Here is a 16,863-nt window from a genome sequence, read left to right as displayed (position 1 = left end):
CCAAGTGACGCTTTTATCGTGCGCATCAATGGCTTATCTCGACAGCCGTCTATCCAGCCAATAATAACAACCGGCACATATTACACCACTTACGACAATAATCGTCAGCAGTATAATGTCATCAACCGATACGCTGCTGCCACGTCTGCTAAACAACAGCGGCGACAGCCCATAGACAAAGCCGCTAACCAGCACAGTCACCAGACTAAGCTTGCCAAATACTTTTAGCAACGTCAGGTAAATAAAAAATGGAATATAAACCAATATATAGAAGAAATAAAATACATATAGCGTTTTGACAAAGCTGATAAGCTCTGCGCTAAAGGGCAGCTCAAGGCTCTGTATCAGGCTATCAAACTGCAGACTAATGACATAAGCGATAGCGAGCACGAGCGCACCCACCAAAGGCGGTATAAAGAATTTATTAACAGTATTAACGACAGTTTTGAGACGGTTCTTTTTAGTGGGCAAGTTAGGTCATCCTTGATTTGTTTAATGCCTAGATTTATTTAAGATAAGCAAGCGTACCTTATCATAATATTTATGTGACGATATAGCCAAAAGCACGATGTCTATAAGTCACTATTCAGAGCGTATAGCACTGCCTAAGTAGCCAATCCCGCTTTTCGCTATATCTGCTTGCTTATACTCGGCGTTGGCTAAGTGTTGGCATGTCTCTTGCTTCGCGTAGCCACGCCAGCACTTGCCACCGCAAATCGCCTATTCAAGCAGTATACCGCTGCAATCGGGGCTAAACCGCACCTAAGGCAAAGTTTGCAGCTACAAATTCAAAAGGTTTAACAAGTAGTTTTTTTAAAATTTACTTTAATTATTCTGCAATGACACACAAAATTAATATTGCTTGTTGCCCCAAATAGTAGTGTAATAGCTAAGATATATGAATACCATCGTAGAATATATTTATAAAGGAGATGGATATGAAAAATTCAAGAGAACGTAACTTCATAGAAAAAGCATTTGGAATTAATAAACCGAAGGTTAAGTTAAGTCGTAATGGTAAGCTCTTAATTGATGAATATGGAAATGTTAGATCTAACTACAATAATCCAGAAGTGAGAGCTAAATTAGAAAGCCAAATATCAATACAAGCAAAAATGTCATCACTGTCGCCTGCTTATGAAGACAGTTAAACTATGGCTGTTCTCGTTGTTCTTTTAATTCTCTTGCTTGGGTATAGAATAAACGCAAAGGTAGATGAAAAGAACTACAAACTAAAGCGAAGTTCTGGTTGGGTTTCATATGTCATGCTAGGTGCTGATGGTGCAATTTCAGTTGCCATAGCTAGTTCAGTGTTAGTAATGATATATATTATTCTTTTATTTATAGGTAGCCTACTATCGTGGGATATACTTAATTTAAACGTGTTTGAACCTCATATAATAACGCTTATTAATAACAGTTACGTAAAACTAATTTTCGGTCTTATAGTCTTGATAGCGTCTTTGATCGTTAATGAAATACGTTTGAACCTACTAGATGCCGCACCAGATTTAAGTGCTTTAAAAAAGTTAGATGGCATGATGAGCATTATCATAACAGCGCTTGAAAACTCTTCCTATCTCAAAATATCTCTTAGTTCAGGCAAGGTGTATGTCGGTGTCTTACTCAAAGAAGACTTTAAGAGTGGACCTGATGAAACCTTGATTATATTACCTATGTTAAGTGGATACCGTGCCAAAGAAAACCTACATATGCACTTAGACTGTAATTATTTAGAGGTCTATCTAAAACATGGCATTGTTAAGAAAACATCTAAAGGCATCTGTTACAATCCAGAACGTGCTGATAAGGCTTCAATGCTGATTCCTGTAAGCGAGATTGAGTCAATATCGTTTTTTGATATCAATATGTATCAGGACTTTAAAATAGGTAGTGACACTGTTGACCAGTTTAGATCTCTTCAAACACCAGAGCCAGACTCACCTATACACTTTGATATTATGAATTATCTCTGTAGAAATAAATAGCAATTTCCAATGTTTTAAATACCATTTGATTACACATCCAACCTATTTGGCAGTCCAACCTAATTCATAATTACAGCCTATAAATATTACAGTCAAATTCGGATTATTTTTATGGGGCGTCATAGTGCCCTGTTACCATTTTTGAAATGCAGTATAGACTTTGGTGAATAATTTTCTGGACTTCATACTCATCACTGTGTGCAAACTTCTATAATTTTAAACGGTAGGGTGCGCCCAGCCAGCGCACCATTAAGCGTGTTATGTTTATCGGTGCGCGGGGCGCAACCTACGCAACTAAAGCGGAATAGTTGCTAGTCTCATATAATCAGTTTTTCGAAGATGATGCTTTTATAATTTCATGTAAGCCTGGCATGGCAGGGCTAGAGTCGCCAGAAATCAATCCCGAATCTACACGACTAAATAAGGACTGTAATACAATATTACGAGCATCGCTATCAAAGCTTTCGTTTTCGTGTGTCAACGATAAATACAGATAAGTCAGTTGTTCGCGCTCTTCTGCATCACGCTGCAAATGATAAGAGCTAAACACCATTTTCGAAATTGATTTGATTGCAAAAGCATATATAGATAGTACAGTAATGAATAGTAAAACACCTTGTAAGCTATCCATACTGATAGGTGTACCTTGTGATTGAACCCATATATAAAATAAAATACCAAAACCTAAAATGCCTATGAAAAGAATACCCGCAAGAATCCAAGCCCAGCGGTTACCTAACTTATTATATTCGTTTGCTTTAGTTCTCCAGTAGTTTGCCGCAGGTTCTAAACGTAACTTTTCCCTGTAGGTATCCTCAAGGTTATTAATTTTATCCTGCCACCCTTCATACTGGTGATTGAGTCTAGAGTTATATTCTTCATTATCTTCGTAGATTTCAGCCTTTATATCTAGAAGACTATTTTTTAAGTCAACAATTGATTCTTTTTCGAAATCAACTCTATTTTTAAGTAAATTTTTATCCTGAATCTGGAATTCAAAGGCTAATAGGTACCCTTTTAAAGCATTAAAGTTATTTATTTCTACATTATTTGTACTTTCAAAAAAAGCTTTTAAGAAATAGTCCGCAATATTTACACTTAACGATTGTGAAACCTCTAAAGCTTTTAACCAGATTGGATTTTTAGAATATATCCAGTTTTCAACTCTAACAGAATTTATTTCTGACTCAATATCTGAAATAATTTCGTACCTTTTAAGGTTAAAACCTTCTTTGTCAGTACCAAAGTTGCTCTTTTCTAGAGTAGTATGGTTTAAATTATCTAATAAATTTTTAAAATACAGCCCATTCAAAATAGTTTTATCGAAAAGATCTAACTCAATGTAACTTGAGTTATTAGCAGGGTCAGTCTCATATTGAATATTTATAAGTTCATTGCTATCAACAGAGTTACTTAAAGTATGCCAATAACTTGCCTCTTCTCTTAAAAAGCGAATAAACTCTAAATGAGTTTTAAAGTTATAGACAGCATTGGTAGAATCTTTAATACTTATAACGGAACGATTCTTATCCGCCATTTTTTTTAAGTCTGATAATTCCATCAATCCACCTTCACCCGAACTTTCCCTGTCAACAACACTTGCATTAATGCCTTTTTTTCTTGCTTTAAATCTGCAAGCTGTTGTTCAAGTAATTCGATTTCTTTATCGGAACTGGTTAATACCGCAGCGATTTTTTGTTGTTCTTCAAAGCTAGGCATAGCAATAAAACATTTACTAACGTGAGAAGGTCCAAAATTAAGTTGAGCCGAACCAGTAATCTGTCTTCTAATTTGGTTTTTAAATAGAGGAGACATCATAAAGTATCGCAAATACTCTAAGCTAGCTTGAATGTTTTCTTTAACCTTAAAACGCATTGTGCTTGTATTCATGCAAAGAGGTAGGTGATCCTCTTTTAAAAAACCAATTTTCTCATCAAATCTATCAACTGATATACCAGAACAGGCGATAATTAAATCTCCCGCATCTGCAAGAAAGTGCTTATATGGACCATAGGCTTGCTCATTAGAAATGTGGGTATTAGTATTTGATAAATCTACTTTAGAGTCTTGAATATTAGTACCATTCAGAAGTTTAACGCCCTCACGAGTAAACTGACTTTTTCGAACACCAGGACCTTCTTGAAACCAAAAGTACTCTAGGAATAAGGATAAATCCCAGTCGTTTGGTAAAGGTCCTAGTTTTCTCTCAGCGAAACCATCTCTAATACCAAAGCCACTATTAGACTGTACTAAACGCTTTTTACCGGTCAGCAACTGCTGCATTAACGATTTTTTCTGCTGTTTGCTGTTGTCAATCAAACGCTCAGTGGTTGTAATTGCTTTATCCCAAGTTGATAGAATTTTGGCGATTTTTTGTTGTTCAGTTAGGGGTGGAAGTAATACTGGTAATTCCTTGACTAAAGTTCCACTTAAATTACTTTGACCAGCTGAGTTACTCCAATTACGGATTCTTTCGTATAAAGAGCCTAAGTAATTAAAATAGAATAAAGGGCTATGATTTTTCTTTAATTGAATAGTTGCACAATTTTGGTTTGTACTTGCTTCAAAGTTCAAAAGTGCAACTTGACCTCTTGTTTTTCCTTGACCAATCATAGCCATCAATAGTGTACCCTTAGGCACTAATTTAGCTGATGAATTATTTAATCCATCACTAGTTATAAACTCTTGAACATCTTCAAAATTTAGAACGCAGTTTTGAACTTCTGTAGTTCGTATCCAAGGTATATTGCCATTATCCCAATACTTAGGTTCTTTTCGGCTAGGTGTACCGCCCGATGAAATAGTGGCAATATCGCCTAACTTTTTAACCTCCCATCCACTAGGCACCATAACCAAGCTCCTTAAGATAACTATCCATCTCAGTCTCTAAGCTGGCAAGCTCAGCCTTAAGTGCCAAACGCTCCTCACGTACCGCCATTAAGTCAATCTCCGCCTCAGGCTCAAAGGTATCGACATAACGAGGGATGTTTAAATTAAAGTCGTTCTCTTTTATCTCATCAAAGCTGGCAACATACGCATATTTATCAATGAACGCACGTTTATGATACGCATCTACGATTTTTGCTAAGTTCTCATCGGTCAGCTTATTTTGATTTGAGCCAGAGTCATACTCACGACTGGCATCGATAAACAGTACAGAGTCATCAGTTTTGTTCCTCTTAAATATCAAAATCGCCGCTGGAATACCCGTACCAAAGAACAGCTTTTCAGGTAAACCAATCACTGTGTCTAATAAATTTTCCTCAATCAACTGTTGACGGATTTTACCCTCACTAGAGCCACGAAACAGCACCCCATGCGGTACGACCACACCCATACGACCTGTATCTTTCTTTAGGGTTTCAATCATATGAGTGATAAACGCATAATCACCTTTGGTCTTAGGCGGTAACCCCCGATGGAAGCGTCCATAAGGATCATCTTGCGCCGTATCATAGCCCCATTTGCTTAGCGAAAAAGGTGGGTTGGCAGTGACCACATCAAAATGAAGCAAGTTGTCCTTATCATCAACCAATAACGGATGGCGTAATGTATCGCCCCATTCGATACGGTGATTGTCCTCCCCATGCAAAAACATATTCATCTTTGCCAATGCCCATGTCGAACCAATGGCTTCTTGACCAAATAGCTCATAGTTTTTTGAGCCAGAGTTTTTGCGTACCATAGCGCCGCATTTTATCAATAGCGACCCCGATCCGCAGGCAGGATCACAAATGGCATCACCCTCAGTAGGCTCAAGTAGGGTGGCCAGTAAGGTAGACACCTCGGGCGGCGTATAGAACTCGCCAGCACTAGCACCAGAATCCGCGGCGAAATGCTTAATCAAGAATTCGTAAGCATTACCAATCACATCAAGGCTACCCACACGCGATGGACTAAGGTTCATCACCTCTTTACCGAAGTCCTCAAGCAAGTGGCGTAGTAGCTCGTTTTTCTTCTTCTCATTACCTAGCTTATCAGTGTTAAAGCTAATATCTTGGAAGACATTTTTAAGCTTATTGCCATTGGCTTCCTCTATTGCATGTAGCGCTTCATCGATACGCTGACCATTACCAGGTTGGTGCCGCTTTTCATACAAGTCCCAAAAGCTAGCGCCATCAGGGAGTACAAAGCGTTGGTTTGACATGAGCTCTTTAACCACCTCAGCATCTTCATATTCTGCCATTAAGCTGTTGTACTCATCTCGGTACACATCGGATAAATACTTCAAAAATAGCATGGTTAAGATAAAGTCTTTGTACGTGTCGGCGCTAATCACACCGCGGAAGGTATCACAGGCATTCCAGACGGCTTTGTTAATCTCGGATTGACTGATTTGGGTACTAGTATGTAAATCGGTGACGGTCATGTAATGATATTTCCTTAAACGAACTAAGTGTTAATGATTGATTAGGGCGTGTGGAATATTCGACCATGGCACTGGCGGCGACTATTTTTTAGTCAATATGCAGTGAAATTTTTGACGCTTAGTCATTCTAAGTTAGACAATTTCGCAATATATTGGTAAAAAAGAGTCCCGCCCCGCAGGGCTGATGCTAAAATCGCCCCAGACGTTGTTGCAAACCTAGTCAAGGTCTAGACATTAACTACGGTTTACGCCTAGTCTGAAACAATTTTAGCTATCAGCAGTGCTAATTTGCGAATGTTCCACACGCCCTAATATAGGAATTATTATTGACTCAACGCCTCATAGCAAGACTCTAACGTCATGGTCACTTTGGCAATAGGGCGGAAATTCTGATCTGAATAAGAATAAATAAGGGTGTAATTGTTCGCAAGCATGAACTCATGAGGAATATAATAATCAATACAAGCGTTTTGAAGTACCTCTTTTGAAGACAGCTCCTGTGCAATGGCTGCTTTATCTTCATCATTAAAAGGGATAGTATAGATTGCCTCAAAGTTACCCAAATAAGGCGTCATCATTGCGCTATACATTTGGATAAAGCTATTCAGATTTGTTGGCAAGGATTGTGCATATTGATTCGTGGTGTATCTAAAAAACTCTGTCACCAAAGCCTCGTCATCTATATATACATAGTTCTCGTCAACCAGACCGATAGATTTTAACGTTTGATCGACATCCGATTCAGCAATCGCAGTATGGCAGGTAAATAGGCTGAATAAAAACAAACATCCCTTTTTCATTGCATGGTCCAATTATGTAGTTATTAAACAGGTATTGGGTCATCATTTATCAAGCGGTTTATCAGGCGGCTTATAGAATAAATAACAGGGTTTGCCTATGATAAGCGACAGCACCGCTTTAGTCTATGTTTAGAAGAATATTGAAAGCCGAAGACAGTTATCCACATTGTGCATAAAAATTCGAGGCTCAGTGGTAGAGAGATAAGATTGAGGCTTTACTTAAGTGACACAACGACAGTTAGCGCTTGTTTGTGTAATTGCTGTACTAATAAATATTGACAACAAAAAGCGCTTTATAAGGGTATTTTATGATGTCAATCGTATTTAATGGAAAAAGCCCTAAAGCTTATGTAGGAAAAACATTTATTTTTTAGTATCATGCTTAAGCAACAATATAAACACTAGTCTGTGTTTTAGAATCATAAAAGGACCGTAAAATGGATTTTACGAAAATAACCCCACCTAATGCCCCCAGTGCGTGGCTCGATATGGACGCACTTGACCACAATATTAAGCAGGTCAATCGACAAACCAAAGCCGTTCATCTGCGCCTAGCTACCAAGTCAATTCGCTCTCTTGACGTTCTTAACTATATCCGTGATAAATCGCCGCATTTTATAGGGCTGATGTCTTATGCTGCCGATGAATCGCTGTATCTATTGCAAAATGGATTCGACAATATTCTCTGCGCGTATCCTACGATAGATGTCCAAAGCGTGGTTCAAACTTTTGAATATACGCAGCAAGGCGCGACCATGGTGTGGATGGTAGATCGCCCTGAGCAAGTAGACCTGTTAAGCCAAGTAGCCAGAGAGCACAATACAACCATTGAGGTATGTTTGGATATTAATATGTCCATGCCGCTGCCTAAGCTGTATTTTGGCACCAAGCGCTCGGCGCTCATGAACAAAAAAGATGTTAAGAATTTACTCAAATATATCAATAATCATCGTCACATCAAAGTAGCAGCACTCATGGGCTATGAGGCTCAAATTGCTGGTCTTCCAGAGCATCTACCGGGCAAAACCATGCTCAGCCCTGCTATCAAAATGCTCAAACAGCGCTCTAAAAAACAAGTCAGTCAGCGCCGTGGGTCACTGGTCAAATGGATTGCTAAGCAAGGCTATGACTTAAAGATTGTCAATGGCGGCGGTAGTGGCAGTATGGATTTCACGTCTAGTCAGCCAGAAGTGACAGAGATTACCGTGGGCTCTGCTTATTATAAGCCGGCTTACTTTGATTATATGGACAGTATGAATGAGTATAAGCCTGCAGCAGGTTTTGTATTGCCAGTAACCCGCCAGCCTGAGAAGAAGGTCATAACTTGTCACGGTGGCGGCTTTATCGCATCAGGCGCAACCGGTATAGACAAAGCGCCTGTGGTGCAGCACCCCAAAGGACTATCTATCTTATCGGATGAAGGGTATGGCGAGGTGCAGACACCCTTTGCTGTAGATATAAAGCAGAGGCCAAATGGGCAAGTGCCGGCAATCGGCTCATATGTCTGGTGTCGTCATGCGAAGGCAGGCGAGCTGTGTGAGCACTTTAATGAGCTGGTTTGCTACCGCAATTCACAAACTGTAATGGCAGAAGGATCTGCCCGTACTATGACAACGTATCGAGGAGAGGGAAAGTGTTTTCATTAAAACAGTGGCAAAGCAGTAATCATTGGGAGAATTGGGTCAGTTACGTCACTGCCGAGCCAGAACAAAAGCTGACACCATCGTCGGTCGAAGAGCTACAACAGATTATTAAAACAGCGCGCGCAGAGAATAAGCGAGTACGAGTTACTGGTGCGGCGCATTCATTTAGTGGCTGCGCCAAGCCTGAAGAGATAGCAGTTAGCTTGCATAACATGCGTGGTCTAATCTCTGTTGATAAAGAGAATAAGCTTGCGACCTTGCATGCCGGCACTTATTTATATGAGATCGGTGAGGCACTAGGAGAGTATGGCTTTGCGCTTGAGAATATGGGTGATGTGCAAGCACAGACTATTGCTGGCGCTGCCAGTACGGCGACGCATGGCACCGGTATTACTCTAGGTTCTATTGCCAATCAGGTCGTGGCGTGGGAATGGGTAGATGGGCGCGGTGAAGTGCATACGCATAGACGCGGTGACCCAAAAACCGATGAGCTGGGCAATGCGCTGCATGCAAGTCTGGGTATGCTTGGTGTATTTACCAAGTTGACCATTAAGGTGGTTGATTTGTATGGTCTACGCGAATCAAATGAGCGGTTAGAGTTTAAAGAAGGGCTGGGAGGGTTTCATGATGCCGCACGAAGCCATAGACATATGGAATGGTTTTTATTCCCTGGTACCAACAAGCTACAGCAAAAGACCTTATCAGTGATACCACCGCAGCCGATGAAGCGCAGTCAAAAAATTAAAGATGGCTTTGACAGCATAGTGACTTTAAACGGTGCCTTTTACTTGTTATCAGAAATAGCACGCATGAATCCTAAATTGACCAAAAAGGTTAGCCAAATATCTGCAAACTCTATCCCGAACACGTACCGTGAAGGCTATAGCTATGAGGTTTTCCCGACGCCGCGTGGGGTAAAGTTTAACGAGTCTGAGTACTTTATTAAACTATCAGACTTTGATGCCTGTATCACCGAGGTCAATGATATTTTGCTCGCTGATAATAAAAACTCGCATTTCCCAATTGAGGTGCGCACCCACAAAGGCGAGACTGGTATGCTAAGCCCGACTCAAGGCGAGGACTGTGCGGTATTGTCCTTTCACGTCTATAAAGGCATCGACAGTGAGCCGCTGTTTAACTGGGTCTATGAATATATGAAAAAATGGCAGGGCAGGCCGCATTGGGGTAAGGTCAATAAGCTAACCACTGATGAGTTGCACGCCTTATATCCTAATTTAAACCGCTTCTTGCAAATTCGTAGCGAGTACGACCCTGACAATGTGTTTATGAACACTTGGTTTGAACAGAAATTTTTTAACAAAAGATAGCGCTCTGATAGCCAATTAGCTAAAGGAATAAGCCCTTATATTAGAAAGCCTGATTTATCTATCAGGGCCTTCTTTAGGGCGTGTGGAACATTCGACCATGGCACTGGCGGCGACTATTTTTTAGTCAATATGCAGTGAAATTTTTGACGCTTAGTCATTCTAAGTTAGACAATTTCGCAAACTATTGGCAAAAAAGAGTCCCGCCCCTGAGAACGGATTAAGCAAAGCACTGCTTTGCCCGTTCGCAAGGCGAGAGCTGTGCTCGAGTGAGGCTGATGCTAAAATCGCCCCAGACGTTGTTGCAAACCTAGTCAAGGTCTAGACATTAACGACGGTTTACGCCTAAGTCTGAAACAATTTTAGCTATCAGCAGTGCTAATTTGCGAATGTTCCACACGCCCTAGTATTGCTTAATTGAAATAAATTAATAAGAGGGTGGCTTACACACTCTATTTCTGTTATTTTTATTATGATAGGCGAAGCAGGCGTACGCTGAGTATGTGCTTCGTCTTTTTTTTAGCAAAATTTCTGTTCGCTAAACAGTATTTAGTTTCGATTGCTTTATCCATTCTCAAGACACCCGTAACACTCAATATATTATGATGCCAAAATCTGTCAATAACCGACGCATGACTTTTAAATTCAACAAGGGCCCTGCTTATGCAGTCGCTCTCAAAGTACTGGCCATCAGTGCCAGTCTTGGCGCGCTTAGCACGCCTGCTTATGCCTGTCAGATTCCCAAAAGCTATTACTCCAATGTGTTTTGTACTGCCAGTGACAGCTATTATTTGGCACTAAAGGACTCTGGTCAGCCAGTCGCCTTGATTAATAAGCAAGGGCGTAGAGTGGCGGATTTATCACGCTATAATGCTGTGGATGTCAGCAAAATTAATAGTGGCCTGTTGCCAGTACAAAGAATGGGGCGTGTGGGCTATGTCAATATGTCTGGCCGCGAAGTGATTCCTGCGATTTACGATATGATTAGAGGTGACAATCAGACCAAGGGTTGGTCACGAGCGGTGAGTAATAACCGTATTGTGGTCAAAAAGGGCGGCAAATTTGGGGTCATTGACACCAATAACCGTGTTATTGTGCCGTTTTCGTCCAATTACCAAAGCATCAGCGACTATACCAATAACCTCGCTAGAGTGAGTACTCGCAATGGCGTTCAGTGGTTTGATAATCAGGGTAAGCCAACTGCGGGACCGAATAGGCCCATTGTTGCTGCCAGTCGACCTGCACCTACGCCCGCGCCGACAGTGAGCCATGACTTGAAGCCTGTGACTCGTACGCCGGCTGCTGTCGTTCGCTCAGAGCCGGCATCTACTGCGGTTATTGAGCGACCGATGCCAAGCTCGATGGGCAGAGAAGTAGAAGTGTGGCAACCGGAGAAGCGTGATGGTAAATGGGGTTTTGTGAATAGAAACAGCGTACCTATGATTACCTTCTCTTTTAATCAGGTCATGCCTTTCTCTGAGGGTCTTGCCGGCGTGCGTATGGATGATAAATGGGGCTTTGTGAATTTGGCAGGCGAGCTGGTCATTCCTTTTGATTATAATGAGTCGGCCGTTAACCGCAGTAGAGACGCGACGTATAAAGGCGCTCAGCCGTTCGTCTTCACTGGTGGCAAGGCTTGGGTGGGCAATGCTGCAAATGGAGCGCAGATGTGTATTAACCTAGAGGGTAGATATGTCAGCTGCCAGTAGAACGCCTGTTTGCCGATACTAAAGAAAACGAGCTTGCGTAAAAAAGCAGACCCATTTTAATGAGTCTGCTTTTTTTAACGCTATATAAGTGATATCAAATGCCCATTACTTTGACGTATCGTACTTCGCCTCAAGCTCTAAAGCACGTTGGTGGCTCTCAAGCTTGGCCAAGTTTTGTGCATAGGCTTTGATATTTGGATACTCATCCAACAAGCCGCGTTGATCAAGCATAATTAAATCAAAGGACAGCATAAAATCAGCACCGGTTAGTTTATCGCCAACGATGTAGCTTTTACCCTCTAACTCATCGTTTAAGTAGCTAAGCAAATTATGCTTCTCTTTAGCGATATAACCGTTCAAGAAGTCATTATCAGTCACACCAGCTGATTGAGTAAATAGCTCAAGCAATAAAGGAACCATCAGCGAGCTTTCTGAAAAGTCCATCCATTGCAAGTAGCGTGCATAATCTTTGCTATCGATAGCAGGGCGCAGACGATCAGCATCAAATCGCTCAATCAATACTTGGGTAATGGCGCCTGATTCAGCAATCACTTGACCATCAAGCTCAATAACAGGCGACTTACCCAGTGGATGAATCTCTTTTAAGCTTTCAGGCGCTAAGTGAGTCTCCGCATTACGCTGGTAGCTGACCACGTCATAAGGCTGACCCAATTCTTCAAGTAGCCATAAGATACGTAGCGAGCGTGATTGATTTAAATGATGTAAGGTAATCATAAAATAATTCCGAGTAGAGGTATTAATTAAGCTTGTAGTTTTTTGATTAAGCGTTTGGCAACGTCTTCAGATGAAGCAGGGTTTTGACCAGTTATTAGTAGGCCATCTTCTACCACATATGACTGCCAATCCGCGCCTTTCTCATACTTACCGCCATTGTCTTGCAGTGCATCTTCTAATAAAAACGGCACCACGTCAGTCAGACCAACGGCCTGTTCTTCGGTATTACTAAAGCCGGTTACTTTCTTATCTTTTACTAAATACTCACCACTGACTTTTACATTTTTAAGTGCCGCAGGCGCATGGCAAACGAAGGCTACTGGCTTATCGGTATTTACAAAGTCTTCAATTAATGAGATTGATTTTTCATCAACTGCTAAGTCCCACATTGGGCCATGACCGCCTGGGTAGAATACCGCATCATAATCGGCAGCATTGATATCAGCCAGTTTATGAGTGGTCGCTAATTGCTCTTTTGCCGCAGTGTCTTGCTTAAGGCGCTCGGTAAATTCAGTCTGAGCGTCTGGCATATTGCTGTTTGGATCAAGGGGTGGTTGACCGCCGGCAGGTGAGGCCAAAGTAATATCTGCACCGGCCTCTTTAAATGCATAGTATGGAGCAGCAAATTCTTCTAACCAAAAGCCAGTTTTCTTACCAGTATCGGCAAGACGTTCGTGTGAGGTTAATACCATTAAGATTTTCATAATTATCCTTCTCATCTCTTCTTATGTAACTGCTTATGCCCAGTGATGTGTGTTAAGCGCCATGTTGCTTCTCGGGTTACTCTGGATCAGCAACTTTAACTACGGTCTTACCGAAGTTATTACCCTCTAGCATATCGACAAAGCCTTGTGACGCATTGCCTAGACCCTCAACGACGTGCTCTTTGGTTTTTACTTTGCCCTCAGAGACCCATTTACCCATGGTTTGCAAAAACTCTGGGAAGTGATCACCATATTCTTCAAAGATAATAAAGCCTTTAACGGTTAAGCGCTGTCTTAAGATAGTGCTCATCAGTAAGCTTAAACGGTCTTTACCATCTGGCAGCTCAGTTTGATTGTAGTGTGCGGCAAGGCCACATACTGGAATACGTGCATGGGCATTGAGTAGTGGTAATACCGCATCAAACACACGGCCACCGACGTTTTCATAATAGATGTCAATGCCGTCAGGACATGCTGCGGCTAACTGCGCTTCAAAATCGTCAGCGCGGTGATTAATACAAGCATCGAAGCCTAATTCTTCAACCGCGTATTTGCATTTATCTGCACTACCGGCAACACCGACAACTCTTAGGTCATGTAGTTTACCTACTTGACCGACCGTTGCACCCACAGGGCCTGTTGCTGCCGCTACCACTAAGGTTTCGCCTGCTTTTGGTTTACCGATATCAGTGAGACCCATATAGCCTGTGAATCCTGGCATACCAAGTACGCCCAAGCCATATGATGGATTGGTCATGTCGTTGGTTAATTTATAAACGCCCTCGCCATTGCTGACGCAGTAGTCTTGCCAGCCTGAATAAGCAATGACGATATCGCCTTTGCTAAAGCCATCTACATTAGATTCGACCACTTGAGAGACGGTCGCGCCTAACATCACATCACCCACGGCTAGCGGGTCAGCGTAGCTTTTGGCATCGCTCATGGCCACGCATATAAGGGTCAAGTGATAGATATAAGGTGCGCAGTAGCATCTCATTATCGCCGGCACTAGGAATCTCTGAGGTTGTTAGTTCAAAGTTATCATCAACTGGCTTACCCTGTGGACGGCTGGCAAGTTTAACTTGACGGTTGGTGTTATTTGATTGAATTTTGTCAAAACTCATGGTTTTTATCCTTATTATTTATAGTATTTCTTATATGAATTGTACGGAGTAACCAGCACCCTGCTAATTGGCTCAATGGTCATTGTAGGTCAGCCAATTAGCAGGTCTGTCGTGCTTTTGTTGGACTATGCACAAGTCTAGTAACAGTGCCTAACGTATTTCTATTAAGCTTGTGCAGCACGTTGTAAGATACGGCGTGATACTTCTAAATCATTGGCTTTATGTTCACCAAGCTTAGTCATACCATGTGCTTTTAGCTGGTTAACGATAGGTTCAATCGCAGTATCATCTAAATCAGCATCCGCAAGATTGATAGGCAATCCTAACTCTTTAAAGAAGCTTTCAGTACGTACAATCGCTTCTTCAATCACAGCATCGTCGTCTTTACTATCATCAGCATTGATGTTCCAAACTTGACGTGCATATTGAAGTAGCTTGTCTTTTTTGCTGTCTTTTAATTCACGCATTAATGAAGGAAGTACGATAGTCAACGTACGGGCATGGTCAATACTGTGTAATGAGGTTAGCTCGTGGCCAATCATGTGTGTGGTCCAATCTTGAGGCACGCCAGTACCGATTAGGCCGTTTAATGCCATAGTTGCAGTCCACATGATGTTTTTACGTACTTCTAAATCATCTGGGTTTGCTTTAACGGCTCTACCTTCACTGATAAGAATTTTTAGTAAGCTCTCTGCAAAGGCGTCTTGTACTTTAGCATTCACTGGGTATGTTAAATACTGTTCCATCACATGTACAAAGGCATCAGCCACGCCATTCATCACTTGACGCTCAGGAAGCGTTAAGGTTTTGGTAGGATCTAAAATTGAGAACTTAGGATAGGCGAGTGGGTTGCCAAACGGAAGTTTTGCTTGACGTTCGCTATAGTTGATTACGCCGCCTGAGTTCATTTCAGAACCGGTTGCAGGAATGGTCAAAACCGCACCCAAATCAACCGCTGAATCAATATCTTTGGTATAGCTGGTTAGGGCATCCCATGCTTGATCACGAGAGACAGTGCCATCTTCTTCTTTTAGATGAGAAACCAACGCCACAAATTTACTGCCATCAATTACTGAACCACCACCGACTGCTAAGATAAAGTCGATGTTGTTTTCATTAACCATATCTGCTGCTTTCATTAGTGTGGTGAACTCAGGATTTGGCTCAATACCACCAAACTCAAACACTTCACGAGCGTTCTCACCAGTATTAAGGGCGTCTTTTACTTCATCTAAAGTACCAGTACGTTTGGCTGAGCCACCGCCGTAAGTGATTAAAACACGGGCATCGTTAGGCACTAGGTTTGATAATTCTTTGATTTGACCTTCACCGAAGACAATGCGAACTGGGTTGTAGTATTGAAAATTGTTCATAAAAAATCCTTAAGATTTGGGTTGATTCTAAAATAAGCTTTTATTAAAGGGGCTTGATAGCTTTGTCTGTCACTAAAACCAGTTGCGGTATGTAGTAGACGGCTTTGCTAGTCATCAACTGACAATGCTATGAAGAGATAGCTATCTATAACATAGCTGCTTATCATATTGTCGGTATAATACATTATTAATAGACCGGTCGGCTAGTGGCTTTACAAAACGACATAATTAACGTTCTATTGTTGAGCGTCAATCAGGTAGAACAGAAGTCAGTATAGATTGATAGAGCAGATGATAATGTGACATTAAGTCTAATTAGCCTGCTTAGTCAATTAGGCTAAGTGTGAGGGGTTAAGCTGATAGGTTAAGCGAGAAAAGTTAACAGATAAAGACAAGGAATACGTTATTCGGCTGGCAAGTTAATCCCAAAATATGAGATTAATGGCCAAGCTCAGAGGTAGTCATCTGCCATACTTCAGTCAGTGAGTCATTAGAGCGACTGGTCTTGGCAATCAGACTGGCGCCAAGCCATGCATAATACCAACGTTTAGCAATACTCTCTGCCGCAATATCTTCGGTTTTGGGTATTGAGCCATCTTCCCAGCCATCTTTGATTTGCTCGCTAATCCAGTTGATAGTTTGCATATAGCCGCCGGCCAATGCCTCACGCATCGGGTCTGAGATATCAGATACTTCACCACTTAGCTTAACGACTAAGCACTTCTCATGGTCGCAGCCATTTTGCTGAGTGTTATACCAGTATTGAAAATAGTTATATAGCTTTTGCTGAGCGCTGATATCTTCGCCAGATATAGACTCAAGACGGCTTTTATAATACTCAAAGTAGCCTTTGATAATGGCTTCACCAAACGCCTCTTTAGAGGCAAAATAATGATAGAACGAGCCCTTAGGCACGCCAGCGGTGTCTAAAATTTGCTTAATACCGACTGCAGTAAAGCCTTTATTGGCAAGCAATTGGTAGCCAGTTGCCAATAAGTGGGATTTTGTATCTCCTACAGGGGCGTGTAAAAAATCCGAGTTATTGGAGCTCATAATCGTGTCCTTAAATTAAACACTTTTATTGATAAAGGTG

At 41.5% G+C, this 16,863-nt stretch carries 14 protein-coding genes and 1 pseudogene; 5 read left to right on the top strand and 10 right to left on the bottom strand.

The annotated features are described in order from the left end of the window. Positions 1-33 precede the first annotated feature (33 nt). Positions 34-471, bottom strand: a complete 438-nt coding sequence (locus tag AC2SLO_RS07955) for a hypothetical protein (protein ID WP_486543030.1) — start codon at positions 469-471, stop codon at positions 34-36. A gap of 467 nt (positions 472-938) precedes the next feature. Between AC2SLO_RS07955 and AC2SLO_RS07950 the strand changes: the two genes are divergently transcribed. Continuing rightward, on the top strand, positions 939-1,151 hold the full coding sequence (locus tag AC2SLO_RS07950) for a hypothetical protein (RefSeq protein ID WP_486543028.1): 213 nt from the start codon (positions 939-941) through the stop codon (positions 1,149-1,151). 3 nt (positions 1,152-1,154) lie between these two features. After that, the gene (locus AC2SLO_RS07945) at positions 1,155-1,988 is read left to right on the top strand and encodes a hypothetical protein (protein ID WP_486543026.1); all 834 of its coding nucleotides are present in this window, start codon (positions 1,155-1,157) and stop codon (positions 1,986-1,988) included. 325 nt (positions 1,989-2,313) lie between these two features. Here AC2SLO_RS07945 and AC2SLO_RS07940 read toward each other — a convergent pair whose 3' ends face one another. From AC2SLO_RS07940 to AC2SLO_RS07925, 4 genes are all read right to left on the bottom strand, one after another. Continuing rightward, positions 2,314-3,549, bottom strand: a complete 1,236-nt coding sequence (locus AC2SLO_RS07940) for a DUF6161 domain-containing protein (RefSeq protein WP_486543024.1) — start codon at positions 3,547-3,549, stop codon at positions 2,314-2,316. After that, positions 3,549-4,838, bottom strand: a complete 1,290-nt coding sequence (locus tag AC2SLO_RS07935) for a restriction endonuclease subunit S (protein WP_486543022.1) — start codon at positions 4,836-4,838, stop codon at positions 3,549-3,551. The genes AC2SLO_RS07940 and AC2SLO_RS07935 overlap by 1 nt, the downstream gene beginning before the upstream one ends. Beyond that, positions 4,828-6,357 carry a type I restriction-modification system subunit M gene (locus tag AC2SLO_RS07930; protein ID WP_486543020.1) on the bottom strand — a complete coding sequence of 510 codons (1,530 nt, stop codon included), beginning with the start codon at positions 6,355-6,357 and terminating at the stop codon, positions 4,828-4,830. The genes AC2SLO_RS07935 and AC2SLO_RS07930 overlap by 11 nt, the downstream gene beginning before the upstream one ends. A gap of 323 nt (positions 6,358-6,680) precedes the next feature. Further along, complete coding sequence (locus tag AC2SLO_RS07925) at positions 6,681-7,157, bottom strand: hypothetical protein (protein WP_486543018.1); 477 nt, start codon at positions 7,155-7,157, stop codon at positions 6,681-6,683. A gap of 437 nt (positions 7,158-7,594) precedes the next feature. On the opposite strand from AC2SLO_RS07925, the gene AC2SLO_RS07920 reads away from it, so the two are divergent. The 3 genes from AC2SLO_RS07920 (at position 7,595) to AC2SLO_RS07910 (ending at position 11,834) form a co-directional block, all read left to right on the top strand. Next, positions 7,595-8,803: an alanine racemase gene (locus tag AC2SLO_RS07920; RefSeq protein ID WP_486543016.1), complete on the top strand. Its 1,209-nt coding sequence runs from the start codon at positions 7,595-7,597 to the stop codon at positions 8,801-8,803. Next, positions 8,791-10,128: a D-arabinono-1,4-lactone oxidase gene (locus AC2SLO_RS07915; RefSeq protein WP_486543014.1), complete on the top strand. Its 1,338-nt coding sequence runs from the start codon at positions 8,791-8,793 to the stop codon at positions 10,126-10,128. Before AC2SLO_RS07920 ends, AC2SLO_RS07915 begins: the two co-directional genes overlap by 13 nt. Positions 10,129-10,727: 599 nt before the next feature. Next, positions 10,728-11,834, top strand: coding sequence for a WG repeat-containing protein (locus AC2SLO_RS07910; RefSeq protein WP_486543012.1), 1,107 nt, complete (start codon positions 10,728-10,730; stop codon positions 11,832-11,834). 105 nt (positions 11,835-11,939) lie between these two features. On the opposite strand, the gene AC2SLO_RS07905 is transcribed toward AC2SLO_RS07910, so the two are convergent. From AC2SLO_RS07905 to AC2SLO_RS07885, 5 genes and pseudogenes are all read right to left on the bottom strand, one after another. Then, the gene (locus tag AC2SLO_RS07905; RefSeq protein WP_486543010.1) at positions 11,940-12,569 is read right to left on the bottom strand and encodes a glutathione S-transferase family protein; all 630 of its coding nucleotides are present in this window, start codon (positions 12,567-12,569) and stop codon (positions 11,940-11,942) included. A gap of 26 nt (positions 12,570-12,595) precedes the next feature. Continuing rightward, positions 12,596-13,273, bottom strand: a complete 678-nt coding sequence (locus tag AC2SLO_RS07900) for a type 1 glutamine amidotransferase domain-containing protein (RefSeq protein WP_486543008.1) — start codon at positions 13,271-13,273, stop codon at positions 12,596-12,598. Between the two features lie 76 nt (positions 13,274-13,349). Further along, positions 13,350-14,397: pseudogene (gene curA, locus AC2SLO_RS07895) on the bottom strand (NADPH-dependent curcumin/dihydrocurcumin reductase). 164 nt (positions 14,398-14,561) lie between these two features. After that, positions 14,562-15,770 carry an iron-containing alcohol dehydrogenase gene (locus tag AC2SLO_RS07890; RefSeq protein ID WP_486543006.1) on the bottom strand — a complete coding sequence of 403 codons (1,209 nt, stop codon included), beginning with the start codon at positions 15,768-15,770 and terminating at the stop codon, positions 14,562-14,564. 438 nt (positions 15,771-16,208) lie between these two features. Then, a complete protein-coding gene (locus AC2SLO_RS07885; RefSeq protein ID WP_486543004.1) occupies positions 16,209-16,823 on the bottom strand; it encodes a TetR/AcrR family transcriptional regulator in 615 nt (204 codons plus the stop codon). Positions 16,824-16,863 lie beyond the last annotated feature (40 nt).

It is taken from the genome of Psychrobacter sp. CX14 (genome assembly GCF_057396205.2).
The sequence above is the reverse complement of the archived record's forward strand: the minus strand, read 5'-3'. Positions and strand labels throughout refer to the sequence as shown.

Excerpts from the sequence above, each read along its gene's own strand:
- AC2SLO_RS07950 (WP_486543028.1), top strand. The coding sequence starts at position 939 with ATGAAAAATTCAAGAGAACGTAACTTCATAGAAAAAGCATTTGGAATT.
- AC2SLO_RS07945 (WP_486543026.1), top strand. The coding sequence starts at position 1,155 with ATGGCTGTTCTCGTTGTTCTTTTAATTCTCTTGCTTGGGTATAGAATA.
- AC2SLO_RS07940 (WP_486543024.1), bottom strand. The coding sequence starts at position 3,549 with ATGGAATTATCAGACTTAAAAAAAATGGCGGATAAGAATCGTTCCGTT.
- AC2SLO_RS07935 (WP_486543022.1), bottom strand. The coding sequence starts at position 4,838 with ATGGTGCCTAGTGGATGGGAGGTTAAAAAGTTAGGCGATATTGCCACT.
- AC2SLO_RS07930 (WP_486543020.1), bottom strand. The coding sequence starts at position 6,357 with ATGACCGTCACCGATTTACATACTAGTACCCAAATCAGTCAATCCGAG.
- AC2SLO_RS07925 (WP_486543018.1), bottom strand. The coding sequence starts at position 7,157 with ATGAAAAAGGGATGTTTGTTTTTATTCAGCCTATTTACCTGCCATACT.
- AC2SLO_RS07920 (WP_486543016.1), top strand. The coding sequence starts at position 7,595 with ATGGATTTTACGAAAATAACCCCACCTAATGCCCCCAGTGCGTGGCTC.
- AC2SLO_RS07910 (WP_486543012.1), top strand. The coding sequence starts at position 10,728 with ATGATGCCAAAATCTGTCAATAACCGACGCATGACTTTTAAATTCAAC.
- AC2SLO_RS07905 (WP_486543010.1), bottom strand. The coding sequence starts at position 12,569 with ATGATTACCTTACATCATTTAAATCAATCACGCTCGCTACGTATCTTA.
- AC2SLO_RS07900 (WP_486543008.1), bottom strand. The coding sequence starts at position 13,273 with ATGAAAATCTTAATGGTATTAACCTCACACGAACGTCTTGCCGATACT.
- AC2SLO_RS07890 (WP_486543006.1), bottom strand. The coding sequence starts at position 15,770 with ATGAACAATTTTCAATACTACAACCCAGTTCGCATTGTCTTCGGTGAA.
- AC2SLO_RS07885 (WP_486543004.1), bottom strand. The coding sequence starts at position 16,823 with ATGAGCTCCAATAACTCGGATTTTTTACACGCCCCTGTAGGAGATACA.